This is a genomic window from Synechococcus sp. PCC 6717 (assembly GCF_022698185.1).
Taxonomy (GTDB): Bacteria; Cyanobacteriota; Cyanobacteriia; order Thermosynechococcales; family Thermosynechococcaceae; genus Thermosynechococcus; species Thermosynechococcus lividus.
Map to the genome: position 1 here is coordinate 1 of NZ_JAKLTV010000006.1, position 15,437 is coordinate 15,437.

Here is a 15,437-nt window from a genome sequence, read left to right on the forward strand (position 1 = left end):
TGATAGGGTCAACAACCCGCTTGGCTTTGGGGAATATTTGCACCTTCCTCTTCATGGGGAAGGCGATCGAATGGAAACGATCGCGGCGGCCTTGTCTTTCGCGGTGCCACACAGTCCTTCCTCTTCATGGGGAAGGCGATCGAATGGAAACGGAAAAACCCAACAACTAACCACATTAAGTATGCAGGTAACCTTCCTCTTCATGGGGAAGGCGATCGAATGGAAACTTAATTAATAAGACGGCTGTGCAACTTCGAGCAGGGGGTAGATTTCTGTCGCCTCCTCGTTAGCATTGCCTTGGAACAGATTAGAATCGCAGCCGAAGGTGCTAGCTCTTAGGGATAGGGTGTCATGAGCCAACAAGCCGTAGGAATGATTCAGGTCATGGGATACCCAGCAGCACTTGCGGTTGCTGACACCTTGGTGAAAGCAGCTAATGTACAACTGGTGAGTTGTGAAGGGATTGGAAGTGGCTACTGGACGCTGGTGATTCGTGGCGCAGTTGCGGAGGTCAATGCAGCAGTTCAGGCGGTGCGATCGCACTCGCAGCCACCGATTCTGTCTCACCAAATTATTGCGCAGCCCCAATCCAACCTAGAGCAAGTGCTGCCCATTCGCTCTCCCCACGCTCCCCTTGACGATTTTCTTCTGTAGCAGAGGCAGGATGATCTTCTGCTCGATATTGGCCTCATTGCGCTTGACATCCTCCCCGCCGCAAGCGGACGGGGTTTTCCGCTCACATTCGATAAACTAAGAGTACCTGCTAGGGATGCTGTCGATGACCACTCTTCGCTATGCCTATTATCCGGGCTGTGTGGCTCAAGGGGCTTGCCGCGAGTTAGATCTTGCCACCCGGGCGATCGCCCCCCGCTTAGATATAGAACTCATTGAACTGAAACAGGCAGCGTGTTGTGGCTCAGGCACCTTTAAGGAAAATTCATGGTTGTTAGAAGACACGGTGAATGCCCGCAATATTGCCCTTGCTGAAGCGTTGGAATTGCCATTATTAACCCATTGCAGTACCTGCCAAGGAGTCATTGGGCATGTGGATGAACGCCTAAAAGAGTTCCAGCGCGATCGCCCCGACTATGTAAATAGCATCAACCAACTGTTAGAGGCAGAAGGTTGCCATCCCTACCGTGGCACCACTGAAGTCAAACATTTGCTGTGGGCAATCATTGGTGATGTGGGGTTAGAGCAATTGCGCTTACGGGTCACTCGTCCCCTAACCAACCTACGCTGTGCTGCTTTTTATGGCTGCTATTTGCTTCGCGCCCAGCGCACCCTTCCCTTCGATCATCCGACTCACCCCAGTTCCCTAGAGAATGTCTTTGATGCCCTTGGGGCAACTGCCGTTGAGTATTCAGGGCGTACCCAATGTTGTGGCTGGCCAATCTCTAGCTATGCAACTCCCGCCGCCTTTCGGATGGCAGCACAACGCCTCCAAGGGGCGATCGCCGCTGGGGCAGATTGCATTGTTACCCCCTGCCCCCTATGCCACCTGAACTTAGATTCCCGGCAGCCAGAAATTGAACACCTCATTGGCGAAAAACTAAACTTGCCAATTTTACATCTACCCCAATTAATTGGCTTAGCCTTGGGGTTGGCTCCTCACCTCTTAGGTTTATCAAAACACGTCGTTTCGGTAGAACCAGTCCTAGCAAAGCTGGCGTAGATTCAGCTAATGGGTATGACGCGATAATAATTGCTCTTCTAAGGCAGCAATTTGATTGTACGCCGCTGTGAGTTGTGCCGTTAACCGCTGGATTTGTACCTCGGCACTCAAGGGGCGATCGCCACTCAGATGGCGGCTGTGGCTATAGTCATCATCCACTAAAATATCCTTATGTTCGGGCATAACCCCAGGGGCACGAGCCGGCACAGTTCCCCTCACCACCTGCTCATTGGCAGCACCGGCAGCAGCTTTGATTCGCCCCTCAGCTAGCGCTTGGGAAACTTTTTGGTTCAGTTGTTCAACAATCTGGTATAAGGCATCGATTTTGTTGCTGAGCACCAATATCTGCTTATGTAGTAAATCCACGGGACACGTCCTCTTGCTGTGGAGTGCAACAGTCATCAACCCAACCTAGCGTTTCCCTCAAGCAAACCACTTGAGTTAGCCGTTACCCCAACCAGACGATGCACGAGAGAATTACTCTATCCGTTGGCTGTCAAGATGCGCCTAGTAATTAGCGTTGGATATTCTATTCCCACAGTAGAGAACATAAATAATATACTGCAACTTTTTCAACAAGACTTAAGGGTGAATAAACTTTTGTAAATATTACTCACCACCAACATAAAAAAGGGGGAACACCCCCCATCCCTGCTACTCCACCCCTTCGATCTTGTCCTCTACCTCTTGGTAAAGCTGGCGCAGTAAGTCCAGATTGGCTTCACTCGTCTGCCAGTAGCCACGACCATTCAGTTCAAGGAACGTACTCACCATCTTGCGGAAAGAGTGGGGGTTCGTATTCAGCAACCGCTGCCGCATCTCAGCATCGAGGATAAAGGTGGCATTGGCCTCTTCGTAAACCCAGTTATCCACCGCCCCCGCCGTGGCCGACCAGCCCATCGTATTGACCAGTCGCTTCGAGATTTCTCGTACCCCCTCGTAACCATGGGAGAGCATTCCCTCGTACCATTTCGGGTTCAAGAGTTTAGTGCGGCTGTCTAAACGCACAGTTTCCGAAAGGGTACGCACCTGGGCATTAGCTGTTGTTGTATCGGCAATGTAGGACTTAGGCTGCTTGCCGTCCCCTCGCAGTGAGCCGACCAGTTTGGTGGGGTCTGAGTCAAAATAGTGGCTCACATCCGTCAGGCTAATTTCGGCAGAGTCCAAGTTCTGGAAGGTGACATCAACGGTTTTGAGGGCAGTCTCAAACAGGTCTCGCGCCTGAACCATCGCTCCCGGTGAATCCGCAGAAAACGCAAAGGACTTGCGCGATAGATACATCTCCTGTAGCTCCGATTCTTGCTCCCAAGAACTATTTTCAACCGCAAGATTCACGTTAGCAGCATAGGAACCAGAGGCATTGGTGAACACCCGGGTGGCAGCTTGGCGCAGGTCAATCCCCAATTCAGTGGCCTGTTGCAGGGCATGTTTGCGGATAAAATTCAGTTCCGTTGGCTCATCGGCTTCTGCTGCCATCTTCACGGCACGGTCAATGAGCGCCATCTGGTTAATGAACAGATCCCGAAATACCCCAGAGCAGTTCACGACAACATCAATGCGGGGACGACCCAGCTCCTCTAGGGGAATTAGCTCCACTTTATTGACACGGCCCAAGGAATCTGGCAAAGGCCGTGCCCCCACTAACCACAGCACCTGCGCGAGGGATTCACCGTAGGTTTTAATGTTGTCCGTTCCCCACAGCACCATGGCAATGCTTTCGGGCCATTGGTCGTTGTTCTCAGCTTTTTGCCGTGCCAAGAGGCGATCCACCACCACTTTGGCAGATTGAATGGCGGCAGCGGTGGGAATGGCTTGAGGGTCAAGGGCATGGATATTTTTGCCGGTGGGCAACACATCGGGATTGCGAATCGGATCGCCGCCGGGGCCTGGGAGGATGTATTCCCCTTCGAGGGCTTGTAGGAGTGCCCCCAGTTCATTGTCCGCAACAATTTGCTGCAAACAGAACTCGAGGTATTCCATCAGGGGTTTGAGGGAGCCTACATCGATGTGGGGATAGCCCGATCCATGGAGGCTTTCAATCCACGGCGCTTTGCGCCCCATATTAAAGAAGTTCAGCTTCGAGACTTTAGACACGCGGCCATCGGCATCGGCTTGGGCTTGTACCAGTGCGGTGACGGCTGCCCGGGTGGCTTGGTTAATCTGCTGCAATAGTTCCACATCGGCGAGAACACCGCGATCGCTCCCGCGATAAATGTCATCAATATCGCGCCCCAAGCTTTCGGCAATCAGACGCGGGAGGCTCTTGATTTCCTCTTCAGGGCGATCCAAGCTGGCAATATTGACTAAGGTAGCCACGGCCTCTTCGGTGCTCGGTGGCTGACCAATGACGTGCAGACCACAGGGCAGCAGCCGACTTTCAATCTCCATTAACTTGATATAGACCTTGCCAACGAGGGTATCGCGCTCTTCGGCAGTGAGGTTGGCTGCATCCTGATCCGGTAGCGCCACATCCTGATCTAAATTGACCAAGCGGCATTTATCCATGATCGTATTCACGATTTGTACCCCGCGCCCGCTATCTTTGAGGCTTTGGTAAGAGCCAATGAGATCGCTGAGTTCCCGCAGCCCTTTATACAAACCAGCATTTTCGGCGGGAGGCGTTAAATAGCTAATGGTGTTGGCGTAGCTGCGTCGCTTGGCAATGGTGGCCTCTGATGGGTTATTGGCGGCGTAGTAGTAGAGGTTGGGAATACTGCCAATTAAGTTATCGGGATAGCACTCGCCCGACATCCCCATCTGTTTGCCGGGCATGAATTCAAGGGAGCCGTGGGTGCCAAAGTGCAGCACCGCATCTGCTTTCCAGATGTGGTTTAAGAATGTGTAGTAGGCCGCAAAGCCATGGTGGGGACTGGCTGAGCGCGAAAAGAGTAGCCGCATGGGATCCCCTTCGTAGCCAAAGGTGGGCTGCACCCCAATGAAAACGTTGCCGTAGGCTTTGCCATAGATCAAGAGGTTTTGGCCATCGCTGTTGAGATGCCCAGGGGGTTTACCCCAGTTCTCTTCTAGGCGTTTGGCGTAGGGGGTGAGCCGCTCGTACTCTGCTACACTCATGCGGTAGGCAATATTGAGTTCGGGGCTGCCCACTTGGGCGCGGGCATCGTGAAGCACCTCCTGCATGAGGGCTTCGGCATTTTCAGGTAGCTCCGGTAGGTCGTAGCCGTTATTTTTGAGGGCTTCCATAACCTTGTAGATGGAGCCAAAGACATCGAGGTAGGCGGCTGTACCAACATTCCCCTTATCTGGTGGGAAGCTAAAAATGGTGATCGCTATTTTTTTATTGACTTTGGGTTTGCGGCGTAGGTTAACCCACTTCAGGGCACGCTGGACAATCATTTCTACCCGATCCTGTAGGGCGATCGCCTTGCCTGTCACGCCATCGCGGCCAGAGAGGATAATCGGTTCAATGGCACCATCCAGTTCCGGTAGGGCAATTTGCAAGGCCACTTGGATAGGATGCAACCCCAGATCGCTATCTTCCCACTCCTCTGTGGTTTGAAAGACTAAGGGCAGCGCTACCATGTAGGGGCGATTGAGTTTTTTCAGGGCGGCAACGGCTTTGCCATGATCCTGCTTGGCAGGGCCACCGACAAGGGCAAACCCCGTCAGGGAGACCACCGTATCGACAATGGGCTTCTCTGGCTGTAGGGGGTCGTAGAAGAATTTCTCGAGGGGGGTGGAAAAATCTAGCCCACCGGAGAAGACGGGGATCACCCGTGCTCCTTGGGACTCAAATTCTTGGACAATGGCGACGTAGTGGGCATCATCGCCGGTGACAAGGTGGGTGCGCTGCAGCAGTAGGCCAATGGTGGGCACCAAGGGATCCTTGAGGTCGTTGCCAATGTCGCCACGGCTGTTGAACCAGTTCAGGTATTCCTTCAGATCTTCAAACATCTGAGGGGCAAGGGGATGCCAAATGCCTGTATCCGGATAGGTGACCGGTTCTTGATAGGTGAGGGTATGACTGCTGTCTAACTGTCCTTTGAAGACGTAGCGATCGCCCAGCATCAGGAGGAAGTTTTGTAGGTTTTCGGGGGAGCCTCCCAGCCAGTACTGGAAGCTGAGCATGAAGTTGCGTGCATCTTGGGCTTTGTCGATGGGCAAATACTTTAGTACCTGTGGCAGGGTGCGCAATAGCTTGAGCATGGCATCTTGGAAGCCTGCTCCGGACTTCTCTTTGCGCTTTTTCATGAAGTTGGCAATCACGCTCTTGGATTGGCCGATCTGCGCTAAGGAAAAGCTGCCCATTTTGTTGAGGCGCATGACCTGTGGCAGGGAGGGAAACACCACGGCCACATCGAGGCGATCGCGGTAGGGCTGAACCGCTTCCACCACCTTGTCAGCTAGATCCTCAATAAAAATCAATGACGCAATAAATACATTCGCCCGCGCCACATCTTCACAAAAAGCCGCGTAGTTCTCGGAATTCCGCAGTTCTTCGAGGAGATAACCACTAATTTCAATGGCAACGTGGGGATGATTGTCGTTAATGCTGCGCACGGCTGCCGAAAGGGCACTTTGATACTGCGCTTCAAGTACCACATACACCACTCGCAAGAGCGATCGCCCCTTTAGCGCCGCTGGTGCGATATGCCGAATCGTGGACTTGACGTGGGTGAACATGCGTTCGGACTCCTTGTAACAACCGATAACAAACCCAAGAAGCGGGATGTACCTCTTGTGGTTGTAGCAGAAAATCAAGCTGTAGAGAGACTTTGCGCTGCTTCAGTAACAAATTGCAAAGTTTTACTGCCTAGGTATTAAAACTTATTACATCCCTTGACAAGAGCTTGCTGTTTGTGAATTTGCCAAAGCTAGAGGTGTGGTTCACTATAGGAAGCAACGTTAGTGCCCGGCCACGGCTTGGGCAGCAGCGATCGAGTTTGGTGTTGAGTATGGTGCCTTCGCCACAGCAACAGAGGTTGATGCCGTATTTTGCAGCTGGTATCGCGGCGGCGATCGCCACGGTGGGAGTGGTGGGGTTACAGGCACTGACCCTACTAGAGCCGCTGGAACTCAGGGTGTATGATCAATGGCTGCGCTGGCGACCCGCCACAGCCTCTGCTGATCGAATGTTGATTGTGGCTATTGGCGAAGAGGATATTCAAGCCCTGAAGCAATATCCTGTCCCTGACGAGGTACTGATCCAAGCCGTGGCAGAGTTACAGAAGCACCGCCCCAAGGTCATTGGGATTGACATTTTTCGGGACTTCCCTGTGCCGGATCGCTTTCGCCCCTCCACCCAGACCTTGCCATCCCTAGGGCGAGCAATGATGACCCAACCCAACACCGTCATTGTCTGTAAAGTGGGTCAAGGGGCTGAGCCGGATATTGCCCCCCCCGCTGGACTCTTGCCAAACCAAATTGGCTTTGCGGATATTCCGGTGGATAGTGATGGTGTCGTGCGCCGTGCCATTCTGGCCACCACTCCAGAGGCCAAGGCTCGCTGTCATACACCGCAGTCCTTTGCCCTTGCCCTCGCCAGCATTTTTCTGGGGACAGCCCCCCAACGTCGCGGTAAGGATGGCTTGGCGTTGGGGACGGCTCGCTTTCAGGCACTGACCCCTAACTGGGGAGGCTACAGCAACCTAGATGCAGCGGGTTTTCAGATCCTCATTAACTATGGAACTAGCCCACGCACCTACAAAACCGTGAGTCTCACAGATGTCTTGAGCGAGCGGGTGTTGCCCTCCCAAGTGCGCGATCGCGCCGTACTGATTGGGGTGACCGGCAGTAGCAGCAACGATAAGCTCCTAACGCCCCTTAGCCAACCTGAGCAGGGAAATCGCTTCACGGCTGGGGTGGTGGTGCAAGCCGCTATTTTAGACGACCTTTTAGCTGCTGCCCTTGACAATCGCCCTCCCCTCTGGACATGGCCGCAAGGGGCGATCGCCCTGTGGATTTTTGGCTGGTCACTCGTGGGGGCGCTGATTACCCTCAAAGGTCAGCGCTGGCTGGCTCTGCCCCTCTTTGTGACTGGTGGGGTTGGCCTTGGGGGTCTCACCTTTTTGCTATTTTTACAATCCGGCTGGATTCCTCTGGTCGCACCAGAACTGGGGTTTGTCAGTGCTGGGGTTTTGATGCTGGCGTACCGCGCCTTGGCCGTTTCCCCTTCTCAACGCTCGCGATCGCCCTCGACGGATGAACCAATGTCTGTTCCCCCCTTCGCATTGGTTAATGACCGCCCCTCCACCGCCCCGCAGGCCTTGTCTGAAGCGGCAGCTGATTCGCTCCTGATGGCGGATAACAACACAGATGTTACCCCCGATGCCAATGCCACCGTTGTGCAACCGGACACCTGCATTCCCTTTMCCCCTGTTCCCCAAGCCGCTGAAACCACCGTCAACCCAGATTTGACCGCTGCTGAGCCAGCGAGTCGCGAAACACTCTTGACCCCCGTTGTGGATGAGGTACCCGTCACCGAGATCCCCAGTGCCGCCGGCACAGCTACTAACCCCACGGAAATGGAAACCTTTCTCGTTGTAGAGCCTACAGACCCAGAAAGTGTGCCCACTGCCATCCAAGATGTCATCCCAGAGACCCAACTCACCCTAGACCCTTCAGACACAGCGTTGACCGCTGCAAGCAAGCTCACTGCCGCAACCTCAACAACTCCCTTAGAAACCCAGCTAGAGCTACCCGAGCATCCCGTGTCAGCCCCCTCAGCAGCAGAGTTACCAGAAACCCAAGTATCACTGCCAGAGCCGCTGCCTCCAACTTCTGCCCCAACCACGACTCGGTGGTTTACTGAGGTACCGGACACCCAAGTCGTTGTCCCCGAGGAGGGATCTGCCGTCAGCACTGATGTTGCCGTTGACAGCAGTTCCAGTGATCTCCTGTCGCCAACCCTAGTCAGCGAGGTAGCGGTCAACCTTGATCTAGAGCCGGTTGCCGCACCGGATACCACCGACACCCTTGCACCCCCTAGCACTTGCCCGTCTCCAGTTCCCAAAACCACGGTGCTCACGGATATTGAAGCGGCGGCAACCGAGTCCCTGCCCCACATTTTGGGGGGGCGCTACCAAGTGCTCAGCCAGTTGGGGAAAGGCGGATTTGGACGGACATTCTTAGCCGCAGACCAGCATTTGCCCGATCATCCGATCTGTGTGATTAAACAGTTAGTGCCCTCCCGCAAGGATGAGCGGTTTCTGGCCATTGCCCGCCGCTTGTTTCAGCGCGAAGCCAAAGCACTTGCCCAGCTAGGACAGCACCCGCGCATTCCACGGCTGTTGGCTTACTTTGAGGAGGAGGGGGTCTTTTACCTCACTCAAGAGTACGTGGAGGGGGAATCGCTCAAGGAAGAGTTTGAAAAAAAATTAACTCTGTCCCAAGCAGAGGCGATCGCCATCCTCAGAAGTATTCTTGAGCTACTCGAGTACGTGCATCAGTTAGGGGTAATTCACCGCGATATTAAACCCGCCAACATCATGCGCCGCCGCAGTGATCAACAACTATTTCTCATTGATTTTGGTGCGGTGCGCCACGTTCAACCGGAGGATCTACAAAAGCACGGCAAATATACAATCTCGATTGGCACCCGTGGGTACGCCCCCAGCGAACAGATGGCGGGTCGGCCAGTCATTGCCAGTGACCTCTACTCCTTGGGAATGGTGATTATTGAAGGCTTAACGGGGTTAGCACCCATGGATCTGCCCAATGATCCGACCACAGGGGATGTGGTGTGGGAGCCTGGGACGCATCTTGCACCAGCGTTTGTGGCTATTTTGAACCGCATGGTTCGGTACAATTTCCGCGATCGCTACCAGAGCGCCGCAGAGGTGTTAGCCGCTTTGGCAGCCGCGGGTCTCTAGATTCGCGGGCTAGTTGCCCCTACACTTGTGGCAATCTATGAAAAGATGAACCAGTAGTTGAAGGCAATGATGATACCCTCCACCGGCATGGTCTGGATTGTTGTTGGTTGTAATTGCCTGATTGCGATCATTGCCCTTTGGGTGGCTTGGCAATTGGTGAAACTGCGGCAGACGTTGCGGGGGGTTGCCCGGGCGCTGTTGGATGCCGAGCGCAGTACCCATGGCGTATTGGGGGGAGCGCCACAGGTCATTATGATTGGTCAGCGTGGGGTCGCGGGGTTGCGATCGCAACTGCCCCGCTGGGGACGGCAGCAGCGTAATGTCCGCCTGTTTTTAACCTTGATAAGCTGGATAAGTCGGTATAGTACCCCGTGGCTACGGCAACGAAGGAGATAACCATGGCAAATCAGCAAGGAAGTGGCGGTGCCTTTTTGGGGGGGCTGCTTCTGGGGGGGGCAATTGGCACAGTGGTTGGTCTGCTGGTTGCCCCGCGCTCTGGCAAGGAAACGCGACAACTGTTGAAAAAATCTGCCGATGCTCTGCCGGAGCTATTGGAGGACATTAGCAGCAGTTTTGAACAGCACCGCGATCGCCTCTCGGAAACCACCCAAGAGCGTTGGCAGGCCACCCTCGATCGCCTGAAAGACGCGATCGCCGTCGGCATTGAAGTCACTCAGCAGCAGCGCCAAGCCTTTAGCCGCGAAGCCAATGGCATGGCACTGAGCGATCTCGATGAGGAAAATTCTGGGGATCTACGGCGTTAAGAGGGCACAAAATTCGCCCAAGGTTAACGGCTGAATGCGGGGGTGCGCCTGCGCCTGTTGGCAATCGTCTGCGGTTGTGTAGCCCCACGTGGCCAAAAAAAGGCGAGTGGATACCAACTCTGGGGTAGCAGCGACCTCTAGGAGCGCCCCCAAACGATCCTCCACAAACCACAGTGGTGTACCGTAGGCTGCTTGCAGTTGCGAAAGAATCATCGGCTTGGGCTGCTGTTGCTCCTTGCCGTAGATAGCCGTAGCCGGAACAGTGATCCCCGCCTGCTCTAGCAAATAGGTCACAAAGCGCTGTTCTTTGGTGGTCACAATGGCCATCGCATGGCCTTGGGCTTGCCAGCGCTGCACAGCGGCCACCACTCCATCATAAAAGTCATGGAGCATCAACCAGTGTTGCCAGTCGTTGCGGATCCACTCATCCCGCAGCCCATCGACCCGCTGCCCCAGATCCGCTGCACTAAGGTGATAGGTGTGAAGAAGGCGATCGCGCACCTGGGGCCAATGGGTGCTGATCTCCGCAGTGGGGATTTCCTCAAGGATGGCTCGCAACAGAACTGGCATTTCCCAGCCCACCGTAATCACAGGCCGCAGTTGGTAAAATTGCTGCTCTAGGTCAGCAAGGGCAACATCAGAGGTCTGCCATACCTGTTGATACACCCGCCAACTGGTTTGAAAATACTCCCGCAGGCCATTACAGAGGACTCCGTCAAAGTCTAGAGCCAGCAGACTCGGCAAGACATCCATACCTTCGGATCAAAAAGGAACTGGGGCGGGAGGATTCGAACCCCCGAATGGCGGGACCAAAACCCGCTGCCTTACCGCTTGGCGACACCCCATTGCATCGCTTAGTTAGCATAGCAAGTTTGGCGCAATTTGTTCAAGCGATCGCTCCACTTTTCTCAGGCCGCCCTAAATACTGTAGTAGAGCGGAAACGACTTTGCTTCCTTCAGTTTAATAAACACCTGCTGCTGTGGCTCTAGGGTGAGATCATCAAATCGCTCTCGCGATAAGTGCGCCATTAACTCCTGCCCATCGTCTAGGCGTAATTCCACTTGAATTTCCCAGCCCAGATGAATAATGCGACTAATGCGCGCAGGCACGGTGTTGCCATTGGGGCGAGTTTCAATGAGAATGTCGCGGGGGCGCAGAAAAATATCGCAGTGCGGCGCACTATTGTCACTTTGCTCAAAGATGCGGGAGGTGCTGCGCAGAACATTCACCGGCCCAATAAAGCTCATGACAAAGGGACTCGCAGGGTGATCATAAATCTCAGCCGGCGTGCCTACCTGCTCCACTTGGCCTTTGTTCATCACCACAATCTGATCGGCAACCTCCATCGCCTCTTCTTGGTCGTGGGTGACAAATACCGTGGTGACATGGACATCATCGTGGAGGTGGCGCAACCATGCCCGTAGTTCTTTGCGAACCTTGGCATCGAGGGCACCAAAGGGTTCATCCAGCAACAGGACTTTGGGTTCTACTGCTAACGCCCGCGCTAAGGCCACCCGCTGCCGCTGCCCACCGGATAGCTGGGAGGGATAGCGATCGCCCAACCCAGCAAGCTGAACGAGATCCAGTAGCTCCTCAACCCGAGCTTTGATTTTAGCAGCAGGCACTTTGCGCAGCTCAAGGCCAAAGGCGACATTTTGGCGCACGGTCATGTGCTTAAACAGGGCATAGTGCTGAAATACAAAACCAATGTTGCGCTCCTGCACACTCTGGTAGGTGGCATCTTTGCCGGTGAGGAGAATACGTCCTGTATCCGGCATTTCTAAGCCAGCAATGAGCCGTAGCAGTGTTGACTTGCCGGAGCCTGAAGGCCCAAGTAAGGCCACCAGTGAACCGCTGGCAATTTCTAGATCCACCTGTTTGACCGCTTGAAAGGTACCAAACGACTTGGAAACATTGTCAATGGTGATGCCCATCGCTGTCCTGCTGCTAGCTATACTCTAGTTTCTCTATAAGATTACCGTAGTTTTTATACGATAGCGTCCTCGGTACCCTCAATTTGCCTGACGACCGTTAAAAGACTGGTTGAGGCGTGGCTGTGGCCAAGAGACAATGTCGCCCTAGCGAGTTGTGCCCCCAGCATTTGGGTTGGGGAGTATGTCAAGCAAACTGATTGAGTCCTGCTGACCTAGCAGCTCGAAAATTTTACGTCAAGACCCCCTGACCTAGGAAACATTTGTTATTATGAGCAGTAGTTCCCTAGAGCAAAAATAAGAATGGTTCAGTATTACAGACTACAGTTTGTTAATTCTGGCTGTTAACTCTGAATGCACTGCTAGGGTATCTTCCGCCAAACGAGGATGTTATGGTTCAATCCCTTCAATACTCCATCGAGCTAGTTCAAGACGAAGCCCGTCAACTGGTGGCCAAGGGAGTGGTCAGTCGGCAGCAGCCTATCTACACCCTCTGCCAGTACGTGCCAGTTCGGGAGTGGCCTCTGATTGAGGCGGAGCTAGAGCGTTGCGACTTTATGCTGCGAGATCGCATCGGTGATCTGATTGGTCGTGAGTGCTGGGATAACGATTAAACTTTGGTAACCTMCCCCGCCGCGTCGGGGGGTAGGCAATTCCACAAAACTAGGCCAACTGTTGTCTAGAGCGAACCTAGGGTTAGGGTGCAGGCGAGTTTTGTTCCTGCTGCAGATCGTGGCGAATAGCCCTCAAGGTTTCGATTAAAAGCTTAATATCAGCTTCTATGGCCTTAGCCTGAGCAGAGCTGGTCGGTTGGGGCGTAGAGGCTGCTGTTTGTTGGGTTACAAATGACTCAATTAACCTGCGAGCTTCTGCTTCAGTAACTCGACCCTTTTCAGCCCAAAGACTGGCCAGTTGGCGAAGATCGAGGCGCAGTTGGGCAAGATTTTCTTGGCGCTTGCCTTCGTCTTGGAGCGACTCAACAGCAGCGGTGACTGCCCCAATACCAGCATAATAGACTTGCTGTAGTAGTTCTAAGGGATTGCGATCCATGGTGTTGTGAGACATCTCCCAAAAAGGGGCATATGAAAGTATCTTCCTGACACTGTAAGGGAAGATTGCTCTGAGGATCAAGCCTGCGGATAGCGACTGCGGTAAAGGTGAACAATTTTGTCAATGACATCGGCAATACTCAAGTTGTCGGTACACACTTCGATGGCATCCGCTGCTTTGCGAAAGGGCGCACAGGCACGCTGCTGATCAGCGGTGTCCCGCTCAATTATTTGCTGTAGCAAGTCTTCGTAGGTGATCTCCTGTTGTCCCTGCTCCTGTAGTTCGTGCCAGCGACGCTTTGCCCGTTCCTGGGAGGAAGCAGTGAGGAAAATTTTCACGCCTGCCTCCGGAAAGACATGGGTGCCAATATCCCGTCCTTCGGCAGCTACCCCCCCCTGAGCGCCCATCTGCCGCTGTTGCTGTACCATCAGGCGGCGGACTCCTGGCAGGGCAGCCACCTGTGAGACCCGCTGGGTGACCTCAAGGGAGCGAATGGCTGCTGTGATGTCTTGGTCATTGAGCCATACTTGGGACGGTTGATTGGGATCGCGGCTGTCTAAGCGAATCCGACACTGGGCAACTGCTTCAACAACGGCCACTTCATCCGTGAGATCAATGTGATGCTGCAAACACCACCATGTGGCAGCACGGTACATTGCACCCGTATCTAGATATTGCAGTCCTAAGGCATGGGCCGCTTGCCGAGTGACGGTGGATTTGCCTGCACCAGCGGGGCCGTCAATGGCTAAAATCCCAAGGCGACGGTCTAACAAACAGTTATCAATAAGCCGGGTGTTGCCTACCCAAGCGGCGATCGCCAGCAAGCCAACGGTATCCACCTGCTCTAAAGGCACCAGCGTATCTGGGTGCACCAGTTCGGCATAGTCCAGACGCAGATCAGGAAACTGTTGCAAATGAGTCGTCACCTGCTGTCGCAGAATAGCCGCCGTAACACAGCCGTTGCGAAACGCCTGAGTTGCTAGTTGTAAGGCTTGGCTCAGAGCCAATGCTGTGGCGCGTTCTCTCTCACTGAGGTACTGATTCCGAGAACTGAGGGCGAGGCCATCGCTATCGCGCACAATTGGGCAGGCAATAATTTCCACAGCAAGGTTCAAGTCAGCGACACAGCGGCGGATGATGGCCAATTGCTGGGCATCCTTTTGGCCAAAGTAGGCGCGATCGGGTTGGATAATATGCAATAGCTTCAGAATAACTGTGGCAACGCCGCGAAAATGGCTAGGGCGAGAACGACCACACAAGCCGGTGGTTAACTCTCTTGGGGGGTCAACGGTTGTCAATCCGTCCAAGCCATGGGGGTAGAGTTCATGAACACTAGGGGTAAACACAATATCCACACCCAAGTCACGGCAGAGTTGCAGATCCGCTGTCAGTGACCGCGGGTAGCGCTCTAGGTCTTCGTGGGGGGCAAACTGAAGTGGGTTGATAAAGATACTCACAACTACCACATCACAGTCTTGGCGTGCCCGCTCAATGAGGGATTGATGCCCACGGTGCAGTGCCCCCATGGTTGGCACAAAGCCAATGGTTCTGGGAGGAGTCAGATGGCTCAGTGCTGTTTGCAAGCCAACAATCGTGTTCACATGATGAAAGGTACCCATAGGTTCATCACTGGTTCACAGCAGGCGATCGCCAAAACATTCTCCATCCTAGTCCAGATTGGTCACGCTAATCATTTGACTAAAATTGCTGTCAGAAACAAATCTCTTTCTGTTGCGGAACGGCTTGAGCTACACTAGGGGGTAACAGTGCTGAATTCGTATCTAGCCTATGCCTACTGTCTTACCGCAAGAGCGCCAATCACAGCAGGTGATTCGCAAGCACTACCCCAATTACAAAATCATTGTTCTTAACGATGACTTCAATACGTTTCAACACGTAGCAGCTTGCCTAATGAAGTACATCCCCAACATGACGAGCGATCGCGCTTGGGAGTTAACCAACCAAGTTCACTACGATGGCCAAGCAATTGTTTGGGTTGGGCCGCAAGAGCAGGCGGAACTCTACCATGAGCAGTTGTTGCGGGCTGGGTTGACCATGGCTCCCCTAGAGCCGGAGTAACATAACGATTATGATGGGTGAACTGGATTATTAGTCCCATTAGAAACTCTAAAGCCATTAACCTTTTTTAATATGTCAGGATAATAGGTAGTTTCAGAGGTTGAGGAA

14 protein-coding genes and 1 tRNA gene are annotated in these 15,437 nt (G+C 53.7%); 8 read left to right on the forward strand and 7 right to left on the reverse strand.

The genetic code is table 11. The features are described 5' to 3' along the window. The 3 genes from L5470_RS05785 to L5470_RS05795 form a co-directional block, all read left to right on the forward strand. A partial coding sequence (locus tag L5470_RS05785; RefSeq protein ID WP_499498755.1) for a hypothetical protein occupies positions 1–235 on the forward strand: 235 nt, incomplete at its 5' end. A 116-nt stretch (positions 236–351) separates the two neighbouring features. After that, positions 352–654 (forward strand): carbon dioxide-concentrating mechanism protein CcmK, encoded by a 303-nt coding sequence (locus tag L5470_RS05790; RefSeq protein ID WP_099799273.1) that lies wholly within the window; start codon positions 352–354, stop codon positions 652–654. A 124-nt stretch (positions 655–778) separates the two neighbouring features. Then, positions 779–1,675 (forward strand): CoB--CoM heterodisulfide reductase iron-sulfur subunit B family protein, encoded by an 897-nt coding sequence (locus tag L5470_RS05795; RefSeq protein ID WP_099799272.1) that lies wholly within the window; start codon positions 779–781, stop codon positions 1,673–1,675. A gap of 6 nt (positions 1,676–1,681) precedes the next feature. Here L5470_RS05795 and L5470_RS05800 read toward each other — a convergent pair whose 3' ends face one another. Further along, positions 1,682–2,077, reverse strand: a complete 396-nt coding sequence (locus tag L5470_RS05800) for a hypothetical protein (RefSeq protein WP_499498757.1) — start codon at positions 2,075–2,077, stop codon at positions 1,682–1,684. Positions 2,078–2,329: 252 nt separating this feature from the next. Then, positions 2,330–6,316, reverse strand: coding sequence for a magnesium chelatase subunit H (locus tag L5470_RS05805; protein WP_499498759.1), 3,987 nt, complete (start codon positions 6,314–6,316; stop codon positions 2,330–2,332). A 302-nt stretch (positions 6,317–6,618) separates the two neighbouring features. On the opposite strand from L5470_RS05805, the gene L5470_RS05810 reads away from it, so the two are divergent. The 3 genes from L5470_RS05810 (at position 6,619) to L5470_RS05820 (ending at position 10,268) form a co-directional block, all read left to right on the forward strand. Further along, on the forward strand, positions 6,619–9,504 hold the full coding sequence (locus tag L5470_RS05810; RefSeq protein ID WP_499498761.1) for a CHASE2 domain-containing protein: 2,886 nt from the start codon (positions 6,619–6,621) through the stop codon (positions 9,502–9,504). An 87-nt stretch (positions 9,505–9,591) separates the two neighbouring features. After that, on the forward strand, positions 9,592–9,900 hold the full coding sequence (locus L5470_RS05815) for a hypothetical protein (protein WP_499498763.1): 309 nt from the start codon (positions 9,592–9,594) through the stop codon (positions 9,898–9,900). Positions 9,901–9,902: 2 nt separating this feature from the next. Further along, positions 9,903–10,268: a YtxH domain-containing protein gene (locus tag L5470_RS05820; RefSeq protein ID WP_448515443.1), complete on the forward strand. Its 366-nt coding sequence runs from the start codon at positions 9,903–9,905 to the stop codon at positions 10,266–10,268. Here the strand turns inward: L5470_RS05820 and L5470_RS05825 are convergent. The 3 genes from L5470_RS05825 to L5470_RS05835 form a co-directional block, all read right to left on the reverse strand. Beyond that, a complete protein-coding gene (locus tag L5470_RS05825; protein WP_499498765.1) occupies positions 10,257–11,021 on the reverse strand; it encodes an HAD family hydrolase in 765 nt (254 codons plus the stop codon). The genes L5470_RS05820 and L5470_RS05825 overlap by 12 nt on opposite strands. A gap of 20 nt (positions 11,022–11,041) precedes the next feature. Then, positions 11,042–11,113, reverse strand: a tRNA-Gln gene (locus tag L5470_RS05830). A gap of 73 nt (positions 11,114–11,186) precedes the next feature. Beyond that, a complete protein-coding gene (locus L5470_RS05835) occupies positions 11,187–12,203 on the reverse strand; it encodes a sulfate/molybdate ABC transporter ATP-binding protein (RefSeq protein ID WP_448515441.1) in 1,017 nt (338 codons plus the stop codon). Positions 12,204–12,592: 389 nt separating this feature from the next. On the opposite strand from L5470_RS05835, the gene L5470_RS05840 reads away from it, so the two are divergent. Further along, entirely contained in the window at positions 12,593–12,814 is a 222-nt protein-coding gene (locus tag L5470_RS05840) for a DUF4327 family protein (RefSeq protein WP_448515440.1), read from the forward strand. Between the two features lie 82 nt (positions 12,815–12,896). On the opposite strand, the gene L5470_RS05845 is transcribed toward L5470_RS05840, so the two are convergent. Both L5470_RS05845 and L5470_RS05850 read right to left on the reverse strand, forming a co-directional pair. Next, positions 12,897–13,265 carry a hypothetical protein gene (locus L5470_RS05845; protein WP_499498767.1) on the reverse strand — a complete coding sequence of 123 codons (369 nt, stop codon included), beginning with the start codon at positions 13,263–13,265 and terminating at the stop codon, positions 12,897–12,899. A gap of 62 nt (positions 13,266–13,327) precedes the next feature. Next, complete coding sequence (locus L5470_RS05850) at positions 13,328–14,869, reverse strand: bifunctional pantoate--beta-alanine ligase/(d)CMP kinase (protein ID WP_499498769.1); 1,542 nt, start codon at positions 14,867–14,869, stop codon at positions 13,328–13,330. A gap of 169 nt (positions 14,870–15,038) precedes the next feature. Between L5470_RS05850 and clpS the strand changes: the two genes are divergently transcribed. Next, positions 15,039–15,329 carry an ATP-dependent Clp protease adapter ClpS gene (gene clpS, locus L5470_RS05855; protein WP_448526002.1) on the forward strand — a complete coding sequence of 97 codons (291 nt, stop codon included), beginning with the start codon at positions 15,039–15,041 and terminating at the stop codon, positions 15,327–15,329. The last annotated feature ends 108 nt before the right edge of the window (positions 15,330–15,437 follow it).